Source organism: Micromonospora sp. RTP1Z1 (assembly GCF_033804685.1).
Taxonomy (GTDB): Bacteria; Actinomycetota; Actinomycetes; order Mycobacteriales; family Micromonosporaceae; genus Micromonospora.
Genome location: NZ_JAPFQV010000029.1, coordinates 58,795 through 74,455 on the forward strand (window position 1 = coordinate 58,795; position 15,661 = coordinate 74,455).

Genomic DNA, 15,661 nt, shown 5'->3' on the forward strand with positions numbered 1-15,661 from the left:
CGCGACGGGTGCGGACGTTGCCGACGCCGTGCGCCCGTGACGGCAAAGGGCCCGGCCACCAGTACGGGCTGCCCGACCTCGTCGAGCCCGGCGGCACCCGGCATGGCCTACTGCCCACGCCGACGGTCGCCGACAGCCGCTCGTCGGCCAACGCCACCGCCGGACGCCTCACACCCCTGCTCGGGCACGCCGGCCGCACCCTGACCGACGCTGCCCGGCTCCTGCCGACGCCGCGCGCCAGTGACACCGGCACGCCGGGCAGGCGGGCCGGCAGGGGCTTCCGGCCGCCGCTGTCGCAGGTCCTGCTTCCCACCCCGCGCGCCACCGACGGGGAGAAGGGTTGCCCCGGGCAGCGGGGCTCACACGGGGACCTGACCCTGCCGTCGGCGGCGGTGCGGGTCCCCGCCCGCACCTTGCCCACCCCCCGCGCCTCCGACGGGCGCGGACCGGGCCGGCACGGCGACGGCGGCAACGACCTGCGCACCACGATCGCCAAGCTCCCAGACGGACTCGGACGGCCCGACGAAGCCCGGTGGGGCGGCTACGCGGCTGCCGTCGCCCGCTGGGAGCTGCTCATCGGCCGGCCCGCTCCGTACCCGACCCAGACCGGCCGACACGGCAAGCCGGTCCTCGCACCACCGTTCGTGGAATGGCTCATGGGCCTTCCGCAGTCGTGGGTCACCGAGCCCGCCCTCGGACTGCCGCGCACCGCGGCCCTGCGCGTGCTGGGCAACGGCGTCGTCCCCGCCCAAGCCGCCGCCGCACTACGCATCCTGCTCTATCCGCACGGTCACACCTGACCTGCACGGCCAGGAGAGGCCGCTGCCCCCTCACGCCCAGCTGCCTGCGGGGTCCCGCACGACAGCGGGACCCCGCACGCACCGAGCTGATCAATTCCTTCGTGCACTACGGCCACCGCGCCGCCTTCAGCCCCAAGGAGTTCATGTTGCCCTCCAACCCGCGACGGTCCCACCGTCGATCCCCTTCACCCGGCGCCCCGCCAGCACAGCCCGCGAACCACACCGGCCGTGAGGACCGCCAAAACCCGATGCTCTACACCCCCTCGGAAGCGGCGAGGCTGCTTCGGGCCCGCGAGTCATGGCTGCGCCGCCGCGCCGGCCGCCGACAAAACCCCTGCACCTTCCTTGGCAAGCACCTGAGGTTCTCCGCAGTCGATCTCGCCGCCATCCATCACCGGCGCCGCGCAACCGCCAACCGGTCGGCGCGCCGCCCGCAGACACCCGCGCCCACCCCCGGCCAGCGGGTGATGCCATCGCGGACGTACGTGCTGTCGGTCCAGAGCTGCACCACGACGGGCCGGGTGAGGCTCTCCAACGCACGGATGGCGGCCATCAGCTCCATCCGGTTGTTGGTGGTGGGGGTGGCCTCGCCGCCGTAGATCTCCTTCTCCCGGCTGCCGTACCGCAGCACCGCGCCCCAGCCACCCGGTCCCGGGTTCCCGCTGCACGCCCCGTCGGTGAAGATCTCCACAACCTGCCCGGTCGTCCCCTGCTCCGTCACACGGGCAACTTAGAGCACCGGCTCCGGCCGATCGAGCCCGCCGTCGGGGCGTCGACCGGCCGGAGCCGCGGTTCACGCCGGCCGGAGCCGCCGTTCACGCCTGGCGGGTGACCGGACGCGACGGTTCCGCCTGCTCGACGTCGGCGCGGGTCGCCGACAGATAGCCGACGAATCCGATGATGGCCACCGTCCAGCCGATGGTGACCGGCCCGAAGCCCCAGTCCAGGCCGCCCCGGGTGGGCGGGGCCGCCATCCAGTCGGCGAGGGAGGCGCCCAACGGTCGGGTCACGATGTAGGCGAACCAGAAGGCGACGATGGCGTTCAGGCCGAACCACCGGTGCGCCACGGCCGGTACGGCGAAGATCACGGCGAACATGATCCCGGAGCCGAGATAGCCCAGTCCCATGGTCGACGCGGTCATGTCACCGGCGGCGGTGCCGAGCGCGAACGTCGTCAGCACGGTCGCCCAGTAAAACAGCTCCCGGCGCCGGGTGTGGATGCTGTGGATCGACAGGGTCCGCTCGGTGGCGTACCACGTCGCGAAGATGACGACCAGCGCGACCAGGAACACCGCGGTCGACACCAGATAGGGGATGCCCATCCCGACGTGCAGCACGTCGGCGGCCATCGTGCCGAAGACGCTGACCATGACCACGGCGAGCCAGTAGATCCAGGCGACGTACCGGCGTACGGCGAGCTGCAGCGCGAGGGACACCACCAGGCCCACGCCGCCGAGACCGACGGCGATCACCGGGTCGAGCCGGTGGGTCAGGAAGTCGGACGCCGTCTCGCCCATCCCGGTGGTCAGCACCTTGGTGATCCAGAAGTAGACCGTCACCTCCGGCACCTTGCTCATAACCTGCTGGGCGCGGCCGGCGGGGCCGCTGCGCTGAAGTTCTCCTGTCGTCATGGCGGCATGATGACCGATGGATCTTGGAATTGCCTGCCAATCGGGGCCGCGCGACGGCGTGCCGGGCGTCGAGATCGTGGCTAAGCAACCTCTCAGGTTGGGGACCGTAGAGTGCGGGGCGGATGCACCAGGCGGTGCGACTTTCTGCAGGTTAGCGCCGTACGTCGCGCGACCGAAGATCCGAGAGGATGCCCCATGATCGAGGCTGTCGGCCTCACGAAGAGATACGGCGACCGGCTGGCGGTCGACCAGCTCTCGTTCACCGTGCGGCCCGGGCAGGTGACCGGGTTCCTCGGTCCCAACGGAGCCGGTAAGTCCACGACCATGCGGATGATCCTCGGTCTGGACACCCCGAGCGCCGGCCGAGTGACCGTCAATGGGCAGCCGTTCGGCCGACTGGACAACCCGATGCGGGAGGTCGGCGCCCTGTTGGACGCCAAGGCCATCCACGGCGGGCGCAGCGCGTACAACCACCTGCTCTGCCTGGCGCAGAGCAACAACCTGCCGAAACGTCGCGTCGACGAGGTCCTGGAGCTGGTCGGCCTCACCGAGGTGGCCCGGAAGCGGGCCAGGGGGTTCTCGCTCGGGATGGGACAGCGGCTCGGCATCGCGAGCGCGCTGCTCGGTGACCCGAAGATCCTGATCTTCGACGAGCCGGTCAACGGGCTGGACCCCGAAGGCATCCTCTGGATCAGGAACCTGATGAAGATGCTGGCCGCCGAGGGCCGGACCGTCTTCGTCTCCAGCCACCTCATGTCGGAGATGGAAAGCACCGCCGACCACCTGCTGGTCATCGGTCGCGGTCGCATGATCGCGGACTGCACGGTCCAGGAGTTCATCGACCAGAACTCCGAGCTGGCGGTCCGGGTGCGGACCCCGGACGCCACGCGGCTGGCCGAACTGGTCGTGGGCGCAGGCGGGAAGGCCGCCACGGACGGCGAGGGACGCCTGCTGGTCACCGAACTGGCCCTGGACCGGATCGGCGACCTGGCCTTCGACAACGGCGTACGACTGCACGAACTGTCGCCACTGCAGGCGTCGCTGGAGCAGGCGTTCATGGAACTCACCCGGGACAGCGTGGAGTACCACGCCGCCGTCCGGGGTGCCGACAAGGAGGAGAACCGAGCATGACCGCGCTGACGCTGCCCGTGGCACTGCCGCCCGCGACCCGCAAGGCCGGGCTCGGCGGGGCGTTGCGCTCCGAGTGGACCAAGATCCGCACCGTCCGCTCCACGATCTGGTCGCTGGTGGCCATGGCCGGGATCTCCATCGGCCTGATGTCGCTGATCGCCTGGGCGACCATGCACCGGTGGGGACGGTTTGAGCCCCGCGAGCAGGCCGACCTGCTCCGCCACCCGCTGGAGATCATCCTGGCCCGGCCGGTGTTCGTCAGTCAGCTGGTGGTCGCCGTGCTCGGGGTCATGGTGATCTCCGCCGAATACACCACGGGCATGATCCGGTCCACCCTGCAGGCACAGCCGCGACGGCTGACGGTGCTGACCGCGAAGATCGCGGTGTTCGCGATCCTCATGCTCGTCGTCGGCGAACTGCTCAGCTTCGCCGCTTTCTTCATCGGCCGTCAGCTCATCGCCGCGCACATCCCGGTCCACCTCGGCGACCCGGGCGTCACCCGGTCGGTGATCGGCGCCGGACTCTACCTCGCCGTGCTCGGCCTGTTCTCCCTGGCCTTCGGCGCGATCCTGCGGCACACCGCGGGCGCCATCACCGCGGTGCTCGGGCTGGTCCTGATCGTGTCGAACCTGACCGGGCTGCTGCCGGACAGCTGGGGTCATCACATCAACGCGTGGATGCCGACCAACGCCGGTCAACTCATCCTGCAACCGCAGCGGGCCCCGGACGACCTGCTAGGCCCGTGGCAGGGCCTTGGCGTTTTCGCCGGCTGGACAGCGCTGCTGCTCATCGTGGCGGCCGTCCTGTTCCGCACGCGTGACGCGTAGCTGAGCGTGGCCCGGCTGGCGGACCGGCCTACTGGCCGGCCCGCCAGCCGGAGCCGAGGAAGTCCACGCACGGGGGGATGGCCGGATCCCACGTGCTGTCGTCATGGCCGCCGGGCGGATGCACCACCGAGACCGTCACCGACCGCTGGGTGAGAATCGCGGCGAACCGGTCAGCCTCGCCCCGGATGGAGCCGTCCTGTAACGGCGTGTCCTCCCGTTCGCCCTCGGCCAGGAAGAAGCGCTGCTTGCCGTTCGCGGCGGAGACGATCTGGTCAGGGGCGTGCGCCGCGGCGTCGGCAGCGAAGACGCCGTCGCGGTCGTCGGGGTGGTAGTACCCGCCGAACGACGCGACCTGGGCGTACAGGTCAGGGTGCCGTAACGCCAGGACCGTGGCGCCGTAGCCGCCCATCGACACGCCGCCGATCGCGCGCAGGTCGGCGGCGCGCCGGGCCCCGCCTTCGGTAGCGTCGATCACCGGACCGGTCACGAAGGTCTCCAGGTCGAACCGGCCCGCGGCGTCGTCGCCCCACTCGGTGTCCAGGTCGCCTTCCTGCCCGTCCGGTACGGCTACGACGAACGGCAGACCGGTGCGGCACATCTCCCGGTCGAGCTTCGGCGCCATGTCCCCGATCAGGGACCGGGGGTTGCCGGGAAGGCCGTGCAGCAGGTACAGCACGGGGATCCCGACGGCGTCAGGACCGGCCGGGTGGTGGATCCACTGCTGCCGGTGCCCGTCGTCGGCGGTGGGGTCGTCGAGGGTGACCATCCGGTCCCAGCCGGGGGCACAGGTCTGACCCGGCCCTCGTGGTTCCGAGGACGCCATGCGGGAAGTCCAGGCGTCCGACACCACCAGAACGGCCGCCAAGAGACCGCTGAGCAATGCGGCGGCGAGGGACGCGGTCACCCACCGTCGCGTCGGCCGGTACCGTCCCGGTGCGCCGGGCCTCACGAGTGAAGCCCGAGGTCGGCGCACAGGCCCGGGAAGACCTGGCTGAACGCTGTGCTGGCGAACTGCCAGTTGTGCCCGCCCGATCCGGCGAACTGGTGCACGGTCAGGCCCGCCCTGGCCCCGGCGGCGGCCATGTCCCGGGCGATCCCGACCCGGTCCTCGTCGCTGTCGGCCGCCGCGAACCAGGCCGTCATGTCCGTTTCGTGCAGCCGGGCGAACAGTCGCCGGGGGTCGTGCTCACGCATGGCGGCCGCCGACCCGCCGAACAGGGTCGACCGGGTGTGCGCGGCGTCCCCCATGGTCGGGGCGGCGTCGCCGGCGAGGTCGACGAGGTGCCGGAACGTGAGCGGATGGGCCAGGGTGAGGTCGAGAGCGCAGGTGCCGCCCTCCGAGAATCCGGCGACCGCCCAGCGGTCCGGACTGCGCTGTACCTTCAGGGTCCTGGTCACGAACGCCGGCACGTCGACGGTCAAATACGTCTCGGCGTTGCCGCGCGGGCCGTCGACGCACTCGGTGTCACCAGTGACCGAGCCGTTGTTGTCCACGAACAGCAGTATGGGCGCCTTGCCTGAGTGCGCCGCGGCGAAGGCGTCCGCGGTGGCGACCGCCCGCCCGGCGGTCGGCCACTGGCTGGGTGACCCCGGGGTTCCCGCCAGCATGATGATCACCGGTAGCTGGGCCCGGGCCGCCGTGAAGAACGCCGGCGGGAGATAGACGCTGCCTGGTCGGTGCGCGAAGTGGGATCTGCCGGCCGGCGGGTTCACCGCCACCAGAACACCACGCCCCGGTACGCCGGAACCCGGCGGAAGGCGCAGCGCCGAACCGCCCCGCGCGCTGTTGTGCCCGAGCAGGTCCCCGACGGTGGGCCAGCCGCCGTATTCGTCGTTCATGAGCAGCAGCGCCCCGGCAAGCGTGAGCGGTACCGCGGCGACCGCCGCCACTCGCCGCGGCATCCCCGGCCGGGCCAGCACGACCGGCGCGCCGAGCAGGGCGGCCAGCCCCAGGCCCACCCACAGCGCGAAGGACGCCGGGTACGGGTCGACGACCAGGCCGGTCAACCGCAGCGCGCCGACGACCATCCCGGTCAGCAGGGCGGCGGCCGCCAGGACGGCCGCCAGAGGTCGGGCCGGCCGACGCCGGAAGAGCCACGCAGCGATCAGGGCCAGCACGGCGGCGGTCTCGACAGTGTCGCCGAGGGCGGGATTCAGCAACGGAACCCCGTCGAGCCGACCCGAGCCGGCCAGCAGGGCGGTGATCACTGAGGCCACGGCCGCGAACGATGCCGCAGCCCAGCGTCGAGCCCCGCCAAGCCGGCGGGTGGGTATGGTCGGCCGGCCGCTGGACGGCGCGGAGCGTCCCGCCACCGGGCGGAGGCGGCGCATCGACCGATGTCGGACGGCCGGGCCGAGCGGGGGCAGCGGCGACTGCTGCATCAGCCCAGTCTGTCCGGGCGGCGGCACGACGTGGCCCGGATGCCGGAACCGGCACCGCGGCCGCGGCGTCGACGTGGCCGGGGTGCCGCCCGCGTGCCGACCGGCGTCGAACGCCGGAGGATGGGCGTATGTATCTCATTCGCGAGCGAATCTTCGACATCGGCGACGACTTCGACATCACCGACGACTCCGGCAACCCGGTCTTCCACGTCGACGGCAAGGTACTGAGCCTGCGGGACCGGCTGGTCATCGAGGACACCAGCGGCCGTGAGGTCGCCGCGGTGCACCGTCAACTGGTGGCGCTGCGCCGGACGTACACGATCAGCATCGGCGGCCAGAAGGCCGCTGAGGTGCGGAAGAACCTGTTCACCCCGTTCCGGGACAAATACACGATCGACATCCCGGGGCCGCACGACCTGGAGATGCGCGGCGACCTGCTGGACCACGAGTACACGGTGGTCCGCGACGGCCGCGAGGTGGCGACGGTGTCGAAGCGCTGGTTCACCATCCGGGACACCTACGCGGTGGACATCGTCGAGGACGAGGACCACCTGCTGATCCTGGCCGCGGTGCTGGCGCTGGACCTGGCCCAGTCGCGTGCCGAGAAGGAGCGCGAGGAGAAGGAACGCGAGGAGCGCGACTGACGGGCGGCGCGTCAGACTCCAGTTGCGGTGGGCGGGCCTGGCAGGCCCGCCCACCCGTGCGTCCGGCGATACCTACTGGGCGAACGCCTGGAACTCGGCGATGCGCACGTTGGACGCCTGGCTGCTGGCGGTCGAGCAGTTGGTGTCGGCCCTCGGGTCGGCGTCCTGCTCGCCGGCGTAGGCAGGGGCACCGGTGCACTGGTTGGTCAGCACCTCGATGCGCAGGTGCGTGGCCTTGGTGCGGGGAATGTCGAACGACCGGATGATCAGCTCCGGCGCCCGGGGGCGTGGCGCCACCGACGGGAACGCGTCTGCCGGCTGGTGTAGACCGGGCGGAAGTCCGCCGGGTCCGAGCAGGTGACCGTTCCGGTGGCCGTGCAGGCCAGGACCCGGAACTGCCGCAGCGCCGAGAACCGGCTCTGGGTCCCCGCGTCCGGATCCCCGGAGATGGCCGGTCGCAGCATCGCGCTGACCTGCACCCGGCGTACCTGCTGGGCGCCGCCGGTGAGATCGACGGTCACCTGCCGGCCGGCCACCGGGCTGCCGAGCGAGGCCCAGTTGGTGGCCTCGTCGTCGTCGGCGAGCTTGGCGAGGTTCACGCCGTCGCCGCTGATGACCGCCCCGGCGGCAGCGGAGGCGAGATTGACGGGCAGCGTCACCGGCAGGTCGCGTACCTGACCGGCCTTGATGGTGATCGGGCCGACCCGGACGTGCCCGTGCCCGGGCGCCCGGACGATGAACTCGTACGTGCCCGGCACCAGGCGAACCTGGTCGGTCAACGGCGTGGCGGGGTCGGTGTCGGCCACCGGCATGGCACGCGCCTGGTAACGGCCCACGATGGCGTTCGGTCGGATTCGCCGGTGACACCGCGGATGCCAGCGCAGCACCGTGTCGGGGCGCACTAGCAACCGCAACCGCCGCAGCACGTCGCGCGGCAGCCGGTGCAGCAGGACCGCCAGGAACGCCCGATCACTCGCGTCGAAGCGCACCTTCTCCTTGCCCAGCTGGCGCTCCAGCACCGTGATCTGATGGCGCAGGGCAAGGATCTCCACGTCCTTGTCCCAGTCGCTCATCGTCAGCAGTCGCAGCATCGCGAACGCGTTTGTCACGCCCAGGTACGCCAGTCGCAGCAGCACGGCAGCCCATCATGCCGCATCGACCACCAGCTACGCCCGGGCTCAGCGCCCAGCGACCGGGCCAACGTCTCCGACACCCACGCACCGGTCTTCACCAGGGCGGATGGGGTTTTCGGCAGGGGCAGCGTTGCGGGAGGTGGAGAAGCTTTCCGGCATCGCGTTGCCGCCACTGCTGCGCCGGCTGTACCTGCAGGTGGGCAACGGCGGCTTCGGCCCCGGGTACGGGCTGCTCGGCCTGCGCGGCGGCCACACGCTCGACGGCGGCAATGCACTGCGTGCAATGCAGGCACACCGCACACCCCAACCGGTTCCCGCTGAAGGGCCACGGGTGCCGTTGCACATCTGCGACTGGGGCTGCGCCATCCTGAGTATTCTCGATCTGGCGGACGGGCAGGTGTGGGGGTTCGATCCGAATCCGGTCCCGGAGGGCGTGTCGCCGCTGTTCCCGCAGCACATCACGATCACGGAATGGTTCGCCCGCTGGCTGGACGGGTGCCTGTACCAGCCGTGGATGCTGCAGGACCCGGACACCGGCCGGTGTCGCGGCGCCATCGGCACCGACTACGCCGGGCTGTTCGAAACCACCGGATGATCGGCGCGCCGCCCCTGCCACGCATGTGGCGCGGCACGAGTCCGTGGCGGGGTCGGGCGGGCGGCAGACCGGGCCGGTCGCGGATGGACGTCTCCGCCGCCGTGACGCGACCCGGTCGGTGCACGTGCCCGGGGCTGTGTTGGGTGGCTCGCCGATTTGCAGTTGCTGCGTGGTTTGCTCAGGCGCCTACCGCGCGAATGGTGGATCAGCGGCACCGGGGTCGGTGCTCCGTCCCCAGCGGTCAGGTCGCGCGTTCGGAAGACCGAGGTTGGCGGCCGCTGAGTTGGAGGCTGGCGGCGAGTGCTGTCAGGCCTGCGATGATGAGGATCAGCAGGGTGAGGCGTACGGCTCGGCGTCGGCGCGGCACCGACTGGTTTGTTGGTCCGGTGTGGCCATGGGGTTCACACCTCCTGCACCGGGTCGGCGGCCAGCGGGACGGCCGGTGTGGGCGTACGGGGCACCAGGTAGCCGGCGAGGGCGGCGGCGGCCCAGCCGACCATCGCGATGATGAGCGTTGAGGTCCCCCCGCTTTCGCGGAGCGGTGGTTACCTGGCGCCGGTTGGCTCAGGCTGAACGATAGCTGTCGCGGGTTGGTTGGTTTGGTGGGTGTGCCAGGCGGTCTCGTACTCGTCGGGGCTGAGGTAGCCGAGTTCCTTCTGGATGCGGCGGGAGTTGTACCAGCCGTCGATGTAGCCGAAGATCGCGTTCTCGGCTTCGTCGCGGGTGCGCCACGAGTTCCGGTACACGAGTTCGATCTTCAGGGTGGACCAGAAGTTCTCCATCAACGCGTTGTCGTAGGAGTCGCCGACCGAGCCCATCGAGGGCAGAATTCCGTTGTCCGACAAGCGTTCGGCGAACTTGATCGAGGTGTAGTTCGACCCGCGGTCGCTGTGGTGGATCAACTCCTGGTCACGCACGTCGCGGGACCAGACGCCGTATTCGAGGGCGCCGAGGATGAGTTCGGTGGTGCAGCGGTCGCCGGCCTTCCAGCCCACGATCCGGTTGGAGAACGCGTCCCGCACGGCGGCGACCCAGAACACGCCCTCACCCGTCGGGATGCGGCTGGCATCGGCGACCCACAACCGGTTCGGCGCGGATGCGGTGAAGTCCCGGTTGACCAGATCCGGCGCCGGCGTGGCCCGACGGTCCTGCCGCGTGGAGCCGCCGCGCCAGCCCCGGCGCAGGAACGCGCCCCGCCAACCCTGACCGGCCATCAACCGCTCGACGCGCTTACGACCGACGCGAATGCCGTCGCGGCGTAGCTGCTGGTGGACCCGGTCGGCACCGTAGGTGCGGCCCGAGTTTTCCCACACCTCGTAGATGTTGCTCAGCAAGCCTCGGTCGACCAGGTCCCGGTCGCAGGGCAGTGTGGCCTGGCGCAGCCAGCCGTAGTAGGTCGAGGTGGTGATGCTCAGGACCCGTAGCAGGAGCGCGACCGCGAACTGGTCACGGTGTTCGTCGATGAACCTCATGACCGTCGCCGGGTCGGGTCGAGCTCCGCTGCGAAATACGCGCTCGCCGCCTTCAAGATCTCGTTCGCCCGACGCAGCTCCGCGACTTCCTTGCGAAGCCTGCGGTTCTCCTCGGCCATCTCGCTCGTCGGTCGGTCCTCACGTTCACCGCGGTCGGCCTGGTCCTGCCGGATCCAGTTGCGCAACGCCTCCGGATGCACGCCCAACTGCTCGGCCAGCCGCTTGATCACCGGCTTCGGATCCGACTCCCGATACAGCCGAACGGCACGTTGCCGCAGCTCATCGGGGTACTTCTTCCGTGCTGCCACGAAAGACTCCTCCCCATGGCCATCAGACCATGATCAGAAGACTCCGTGAAACCGGGGGGACCTCAGACCTCCGAAAACGGTTGGTGGCGCTGAGGAACCACTGTTACGTTCTCCGCCGTGTCGACGCACCCGGTCCACTACCGCGCAGGGATCAATGACAGTAGCCGCTGGAACGGCTTTGTCTTCAGGCCAGACGACATAGTGATCAGCGTGCCGTCGAAGTGCGGTACCACGTGGCTGCAGATGATCTGTGCGCTGTTGGTCTTCCAGTCACCAGAGCTACCTGCCCCGCTGAGCTCTCTGTCACCGTGGCTGGACATGAGACTGCGGCCAACCGAACAGGTCCGCAGCTCATTGGACGCGCAAACACACCGGCGCTTCATCAAAACGCACACACCGTTGGACGGCTTGCCTGTTGCTCCGGGTGTCACGTACATCGTCGCGGGCCGCGACGCGCGAGACGTGGCCGTATCGATGGACCACCATGGGGCAAACCTCAACGATTCCGCCATTCAGCGGCTGCTGGACTCGGGAGCGCAGACCGAGGCGACTCCACCCCGTAGCCTTCCCGGAGGGCCGCCGGGTGGCCTCGAGCACCAGCGGGAGCGCATCCTACAATGGATCGATGACGATACTGATCCCACGGAGCGGCTGGGCTCTCTGCGGGGCACGATCCATCATCTGGAGAGCGCCTGGCGTCGTCGGCACGATCCTGACGTCATCCTCGTCCATTACCATGATCTGACCCAGGACCTCGACGCGCAGATGAGGGAGATAGCCCGGCGCCTCGATCTGACGGCGCCCGATGACGTTTGGTCCGATCTGGTCGGCGCCGCCACCCTAAGCCGGATGCGAACCCATTCCGATGTCCTTGCCCCCAATGAGGGACTGGGACTGTTCATGGACAACGCGAAGTTTTTCCGTTCCGGGTCTACGGGTCAATGGCGTGGGATCCTCACCGACGACGACCTCAGGCACTACCGCGAAAGATTACACGCGCTGGCGCCGCCGGACCTGGCCGTCTGGGTGGAGAGCGGTGGAGTCGCCCGATGACGCTGCGGCCGGTCTGCCTCGACGCCGGACCGTTCCGGCTCCGGCCGTGGCGCGGAGATGATGCTGCGGTCGTACTCGCCGCCTACCGCGATCCCGAAATCCGGATCCGTTCGCTCTCCTCGGTCGACGACCTGTCCGCCGCGACGGCCTGGATCGACGAACGGATCGACGGCTGGCGCAGCGGTGCGGCCGCCGCGTTCGCGGTGATCGACCCGACCAGCGGCGCGGTGCTCGGCAACGTCCGGCTCCGCATCGACCACCCCCCGGTCGAGGGCGAGGTCGGTTACTGGACCCTGCCCGCCGCCCGAGGCCGCCGGGTTGCGTCCACAGCCCTCGACGCGGTTAGCGGCTGGGCGTTCGGTGTGCTCGGGCTGGCCCGGCTGAGGCTCATCCACGCCGTCACCAATCCGGCCTCCTGCCGGGTGGCGGACCGGGGCGGCTTCCGCTTTGACCGGGAACTGCCCCCGGGTGGCCGCTGGCCCACCCCCGGCCACCTGCACCTGCGTGGGGCCGGGGATCAGACCCAGCCGCCAGCGCTCGCCGTAACTCGCATGCGGATGTCTTCCACCGGAGAGGGCGTACGACCCGTAGTCGTCCCGGGCTGTCGGAGCGATATCTAGGCTTCTGTCATCGGCAAGGGTGCCGCCGACCGACCTGGCCCACCGTGACACCGTACGTGATCCGCCTTCCGAGACGGACTGTCGCCGAGCTTGTCCGACAGGTCACGGACGCCCAGCAGAACCTTGATCAGAGGCACACGGGTAGGCGCTCGACGGTCCAGCCCAGTTGCGGTCAATCCACTTGCGGGTCCCAGGCCATGCACATGAGACTTGCGATTCGCCAAGATCGGCCATCAAGCCTCTGGCTGGCGAACTTGGGCTCGCGTGGTCGGGTCGGTTGGTCGTGCGATAGGTCAGCAAGATGCTTGGGCGCACGGCACTTCGGAACGGCTTGCGAGCTGACCCCGAATCTTGCACCTGATGTGGGGCCGCGCGCGACTCGCGGCAGATGATGGATGATGTCCGGTCCAGCCCACTGGAGCGACACAGCGTTCTGTTGAACTGGCTCAAGTCCGAGTACGGGATCGGCCACGCCACCGCGCTGGTCGGCCATGCGCTTCCTGAAGACTCCCGTTGTCTCGCTCACCCGGTCGGCTCCAGATAGGACTTTTACTCAACGGTCGTCAGGCTTCCCTGACGATCGACCTGAGTTTTTCGGCGCGCGACGGGCCGGTCCAGACCCTGGGTGACAACCCCGAGTTCCCGCGGTGGTTGGCTCGTCAACGTACGACCTTAGCCGTACAGCCGGGTCGGCATTCGGGCGGACGACGGCAGGGGGGTCGACCGGGTGTGATGAACCAATGATGAGAAACCCCAAACGCCTCGGCCTCGCGGGCGTGGCCCTCGCCGTTGCGCTGACTTCCGCCGTGCTGGTCTCGACAAGTGTTCAGGCTTCGTCGCGTGCGGTGTCGACCGTACCGGCGTCGGATGCCGACGGGGTCGAGCTGCCGGCGCTGCCTGGCCGGTACGACGTGGGCACGCTGACTCGGGCACTGACCGACCACCACCGCGCGGATCCGTTCGCGCCGACGCCGCAGGATCGGTCGGTGATGGTCCAGTTATGGTATCCGGCCACCGACGTCGAACGATCCGCTCCGGCTCCCTACATGACTTCCGCGTTGGCCGCGTTCGAGGAGAACGCCAGTGGTTTGCCGGCGGGGACGCTCGGTTCGATCCGTACCCGTGCCCACGTGGACGCGCCGCCGCGCCGGACGCGGGGCGGCTGGCCGGTCGTGCTGTTCTCGCCCGGCTCGGGCAGCAGCCGTAGCCTGTACACCACGATGGTGGAGGATCTGGCCAGTCAGGGATTCGTCGTGGTCGCCATCGACCACCCCTACGACGCCGACGCGGTGGAATTCCCCGGGGGCCGGCTGGTGCTGCGCAATCTGCCACCGGACAGCGACCAGACCAACGCGGCGGCCGTCGCGGTACGAGCCGATGACACCAGTTTCGTACTGAACGAGCTGTCCATGCTCGACGGGCGCCTACGTGGAACCATGAATCTGCACCGGGTGGGAATGTTTGGCCACTCGATGGGCGGCGCCACCACGGCCGCGACGATGCGCACCGACCCGCGCATTGCTGCCGGCGTCGACCTGGACGGCACCCTCTACGGCCCCGTCGTCGACGCCGGGCTGTCCCGCCCGTTCCTGCTGATGAGCAGTGCCGGCCATGACAGGTCAAATGACGGTACCTGGGCGACGTTCTGGTCCCACCTGCGTGGCTGGCACCGCGACCTCAAGGTGACCGGATCTGGGCACCTGACCTACACCGATATCGCACCGCTCAGCGGACCGCTGCATTTGGCCGGCATGTTCCCGACCGAGATGACGGGCACCATCGACGGTGACCGGGCCGTCCAGATCGAGCAGACCTACCTCACGGCCTACTTCGACCGGTTCCTCCGCAACGCGCCGACGCCGCTGCTCGACGGACCGGACCCGACCTACCCGGAGGTGCATTTCGAGGACTGAATGATGCGCGGTGTGGGGGCCGCCGAGCCGCCCCCACACTGCCAGGCGCATAGGGGCAGCGTTCTACCGGGCATGGACCCCGTGGAACGCTGCCGGGGCTGGGGAAAAAAGCTCCCACTCGTAGCCCGGCGTGGCCTTGGACAGCTGCCGCCCCGTGCACAGCATCACGATCCCGGAATAATCCGACCGGCAACTGATCGCCCGGCACTGGACCTACCCGCATGCCCGGCCCGGCCGTCGGTCGACAAGCAGGCCCGTAACCTGGTGCTGCGATTCGCCGCGGAGATTCGGTCCTGGGGGACACCGCCGGATTCGGGGTGAACTCGTCGGCCTTGGCTACCGGGTGGCCGCCAGCACCGTATGGAAGGTCCTCTACGACGCCGGGGTCGACCCCGGCGCCGCGGCGCTCCCGGCCGACCTGGAAGCAGTTCCTCACCGCCCAGGCTCATCGCCATCGTGGTCGTGTTCGTGCTCATGCCCGCTGTGTCGGGCGGCGCGACACCGGGAAAAGCGCTCGTGAGACTTCGTTTGCGCCGATCATCCGGCGGCAGGTGCTCGTGGTACACCCTAGTACGGCAGCCGCCAATGGCTAGTTGACCAGGGCGTATGCGCGGCTGAGTCGGGTGCGTTGGTGGAACCAGCGTGAGCGGGCTTGGTGGCGGCGGCGCCAGGTGCTCCAGTGGTGGGCGTGGTCGGGCGGTGTCGGTTGATGCTGCAGTCTGGCCAGGAGTCGTCGTGTTTCGGGGACGGTCAGGGGGATCAGGCCGGGGTCTGGTGGTGGGGCCTGGTCGGGGGTGGCCGGTGGTGGGGCTTGGGTGTCGGTGTGGTCGCGGAGTTGGGCGGCGGCGACGGCGCAGACCGCGAGGGCTGCCATGACCAGCACGGTGTGCCGGCGGATCGCGGTGTGCAGGCGGGCTTGGCACTGGTCGAGGCCGAACTGGTCCTTGCCGAACTCGAAGTCTTCCTCGACGGGCCAGCGCAGCCCCGCGGCGCGGATCAGTCGGGTCATGGTCGTGGGTTGCCCGTCGGGCAGGTAGCAGTAGTGGAACGCCAGGTCACCGGTGCGCAGATGCCGCCGTACCAGCAGCACATGGCGGGGGCTGGCGGTGGCGATGCTCGCCCACGCGTACCACCGCTGCCCCTTCGACCCCG

The 15,661-nt window shown here is 69.8% G+C and carries 16 protein-coding genes and 2 pseudogenes; 9 read left to right on the forward strand and 9 right to left on the reverse strand.

Features of this window, described 5'->3' with window-relative positions; translation table 11 throughout:
• Positions 1-8 precede the first annotated feature (8 nt).
• Positions 9-800: a hypothetical protein gene (locus SLP03_RS16480; protein ID WP_319461478.1), complete on the forward strand. Its 792-nt coding sequence runs from the start codon at positions 9-11 to the stop codon at positions 798-800.
• A gap of 457 nt (positions 801-1,257) precedes the next feature.
• Here the strand turns inward: SLP03_RS16480 and SLP03_RS16485 are convergent.
• Positions 1,258-1,521 (reverse strand): annotated as a pseudogene (locus SLP03_RS16485) (RNase H family protein); the annotation flags it as partial.
• 94 nt (positions 1,522-1,615) lie between these two features.
• A complete protein-coding gene (locus SLP03_RS16490; RefSeq protein WP_319461479.1) occupies positions 1,616-2,431 on the reverse strand; it encodes a hypothetical protein in 816 nt (271 codons plus the stop codon).
• A 195-nt stretch (positions 2,432-2,626) separates the two neighbouring features.
• On the opposite strand from SLP03_RS16490, the gene SLP03_RS16495 reads away from it, so the two are divergent.
• Both SLP03_RS16495 and SLP03_RS16500 read left to right on the forward strand, forming a co-directional pair.
• The gene (locus SLP03_RS16495) at positions 2,627-3,562 is read left to right on the forward strand and encodes an ABC transporter ATP-binding protein (RefSeq protein ID WP_319461480.1); all 936 of its coding nucleotides are present in this window, start codon (positions 2,627-2,629) and stop codon (positions 3,560-3,562) included.
• On the forward strand, positions 3,559-4,389 hold the full coding sequence (locus SLP03_RS16500; RefSeq protein WP_319461481.1) for an ABC transporter permease: 831 nt from the start codon (positions 3,559-3,561) through the stop codon (positions 4,387-4,389). The genes SLP03_RS16495 and SLP03_RS16500 overlap by 4 nt, the downstream gene beginning before the upstream one ends.
• Positions 4,390-4,417: 28 nt before the next feature.
• On the opposite strand, the gene SLP03_RS16505 is transcribed toward SLP03_RS16500, so the two are convergent.
• Both SLP03_RS16505 and SLP03_RS16510 read right to left on the reverse strand, forming a co-directional pair.
• Positions 4,418-5,212 carry an alpha/beta hydrolase gene (locus tag SLP03_RS16505; protein WP_319461482.1) on the reverse strand — a complete coding sequence of 265 codons (795 nt, stop codon included), beginning with the start codon at positions 5,210-5,212 and terminating at the stop codon, positions 4,418-4,420.
• A 122-nt stretch (positions 5,213-5,334) separates the two neighbouring features.
• Entirely contained in the window at positions 5,335-6,606 is a 1,272-nt protein-coding gene (locus SLP03_RS16510) for an alpha/beta hydrolase (protein WP_319461483.1), read from the reverse strand.
• Between the two features lie 293 nt (positions 6,607-6,899).
• Here SLP03_RS16510 and SLP03_RS16515 point away from each other — a divergent pair, with 293 nt between their 5' ends.
• Complete coding sequence (locus SLP03_RS16515) at positions 6,900-7,415, forward strand: LURP-one-related/scramblase family protein (RefSeq protein WP_319461484.1); 516 nt, start codon at positions 6,900-6,902, stop codon at positions 7,413-7,415.
• A 72-nt stretch (positions 7,416-7,487) separates the two neighbouring features.
• Here SLP03_RS16515 and SLP03_RS16520 read toward each other — a convergent pair whose 3' ends face one another.
• Together SLP03_RS16520 and SLP03_RS16525 are read right to left on the reverse strand one after the other, a co-directional pair.
• Complete coding sequence (locus SLP03_RS16520) at positions 7,488-7,712, reverse strand: hypothetical protein (RefSeq protein ID WP_319461485.1); 225 nt, start codon at positions 7,710-7,712, stop codon at positions 7,488-7,490.
• Complete coding sequence (locus SLP03_RS16525; protein WP_319461486.1) at positions 7,682-8,551, reverse strand: carboxypeptidase-like regulatory domain-containing protein; 870 nt, start codon at positions 8,549-8,551, stop codon at positions 7,682-7,684. Before SLP03_RS16525 ends, SLP03_RS16520 begins: the two co-directional genes overlap by 31 nt.
• Before the next feature lie 136 nt (positions 8,552-8,687).
• On the opposite strand from SLP03_RS16525, the gene SLP03_RS16530 reads away from it, so the two are divergent.
• A complete protein-coding gene (locus SLP03_RS16530; protein WP_319461487.1) occupies positions 8,688-9,143 on the forward strand; it encodes a hypothetical protein in 456 nt (151 codons plus the stop codon).
• 545 nt (positions 9,144-9,688) lie between these two features.
• On the opposite strand, the gene SLP03_RS16535 is transcribed toward SLP03_RS16530, so the two are convergent.
• Together SLP03_RS16535 and SLP03_RS16540 are read right to left on the reverse strand one after the other, a co-directional pair.
• Positions 9,689-10,615 carry an IS3 family transposase gene (locus SLP03_RS16535; RefSeq protein ID WP_319461488.1) on the reverse strand — a complete coding sequence of 309 codons (927 nt, stop codon included), beginning with the start codon at positions 10,613-10,615 and terminating at the stop codon, positions 9,689-9,691.
• A complete protein-coding gene (locus SLP03_RS16540) occupies positions 10,612-10,923 on the reverse strand; it encodes a transposase (protein ID WP_319461489.1) in 312 nt (103 codons plus the stop codon). The genes SLP03_RS16535 and SLP03_RS16540 overlap by 4 nt, the downstream gene beginning before the upstream one ends.
• Positions 10,924-11,040: 117 nt before the next feature.
• On the opposite strand from SLP03_RS16540, the gene SLP03_RS16545 reads away from it, so the two are divergent.
• The 4 genes from SLP03_RS16545 to SLP03_RS16555 all read left to right on the forward strand — a co-directional run bounded on the left by SLP03_RS16545 (position 11,041) and on the right by SLP03_RS16555 (position 14,509).
• Positions 11,041-11,976, forward strand: a complete 936-nt coding sequence (locus SLP03_RS16545) for a sulfotransferase domain-containing protein (protein WP_319461490.1) — start codon at positions 11,041-11,043, stop codon at positions 11,974-11,976.
• Positions 11,973-12,596, forward strand: a complete 624-nt coding sequence (locus SLP03_RS16550; RefSeq protein ID WP_319461491.1) for a GNAT family N-acetyltransferase — start codon at positions 11,973-11,975, stop codon at positions 12,594-12,596. Before SLP03_RS16545 ends, SLP03_RS16550 begins: the two co-directional genes overlap by 4 nt.
• A gap of 391 nt (positions 12,597-12,987) precedes the next feature.
• Complete coding sequence (locus SLP03_RS31660) at positions 12,988-13,140, forward strand: DUF4287 domain-containing protein (RefSeq protein ID WP_413644535.1); 153 nt, start codon at positions 12,988-12,990, stop codon at positions 13,138-13,140.
• Between the two features lie 196 nt (positions 13,141-13,336).
• Positions 13,337-14,509 (forward strand): hypothetical protein, encoded by a 1,173-nt coding sequence (locus SLP03_RS16555; protein WP_319461492.1) that lies wholly within the window; start codon positions 13,337-13,339, stop codon positions 14,507-14,509.
• A 589-nt stretch (positions 14,510-15,098) separates the two neighbouring features.
• Here SLP03_RS16555 and SLP03_RS16560 read toward each other — a convergent pair.
• Positions 15,099-15,661 (reverse strand): annotated as a pseudogene (locus SLP03_RS16560) (IS701 family transposase); the annotation flags it as partial.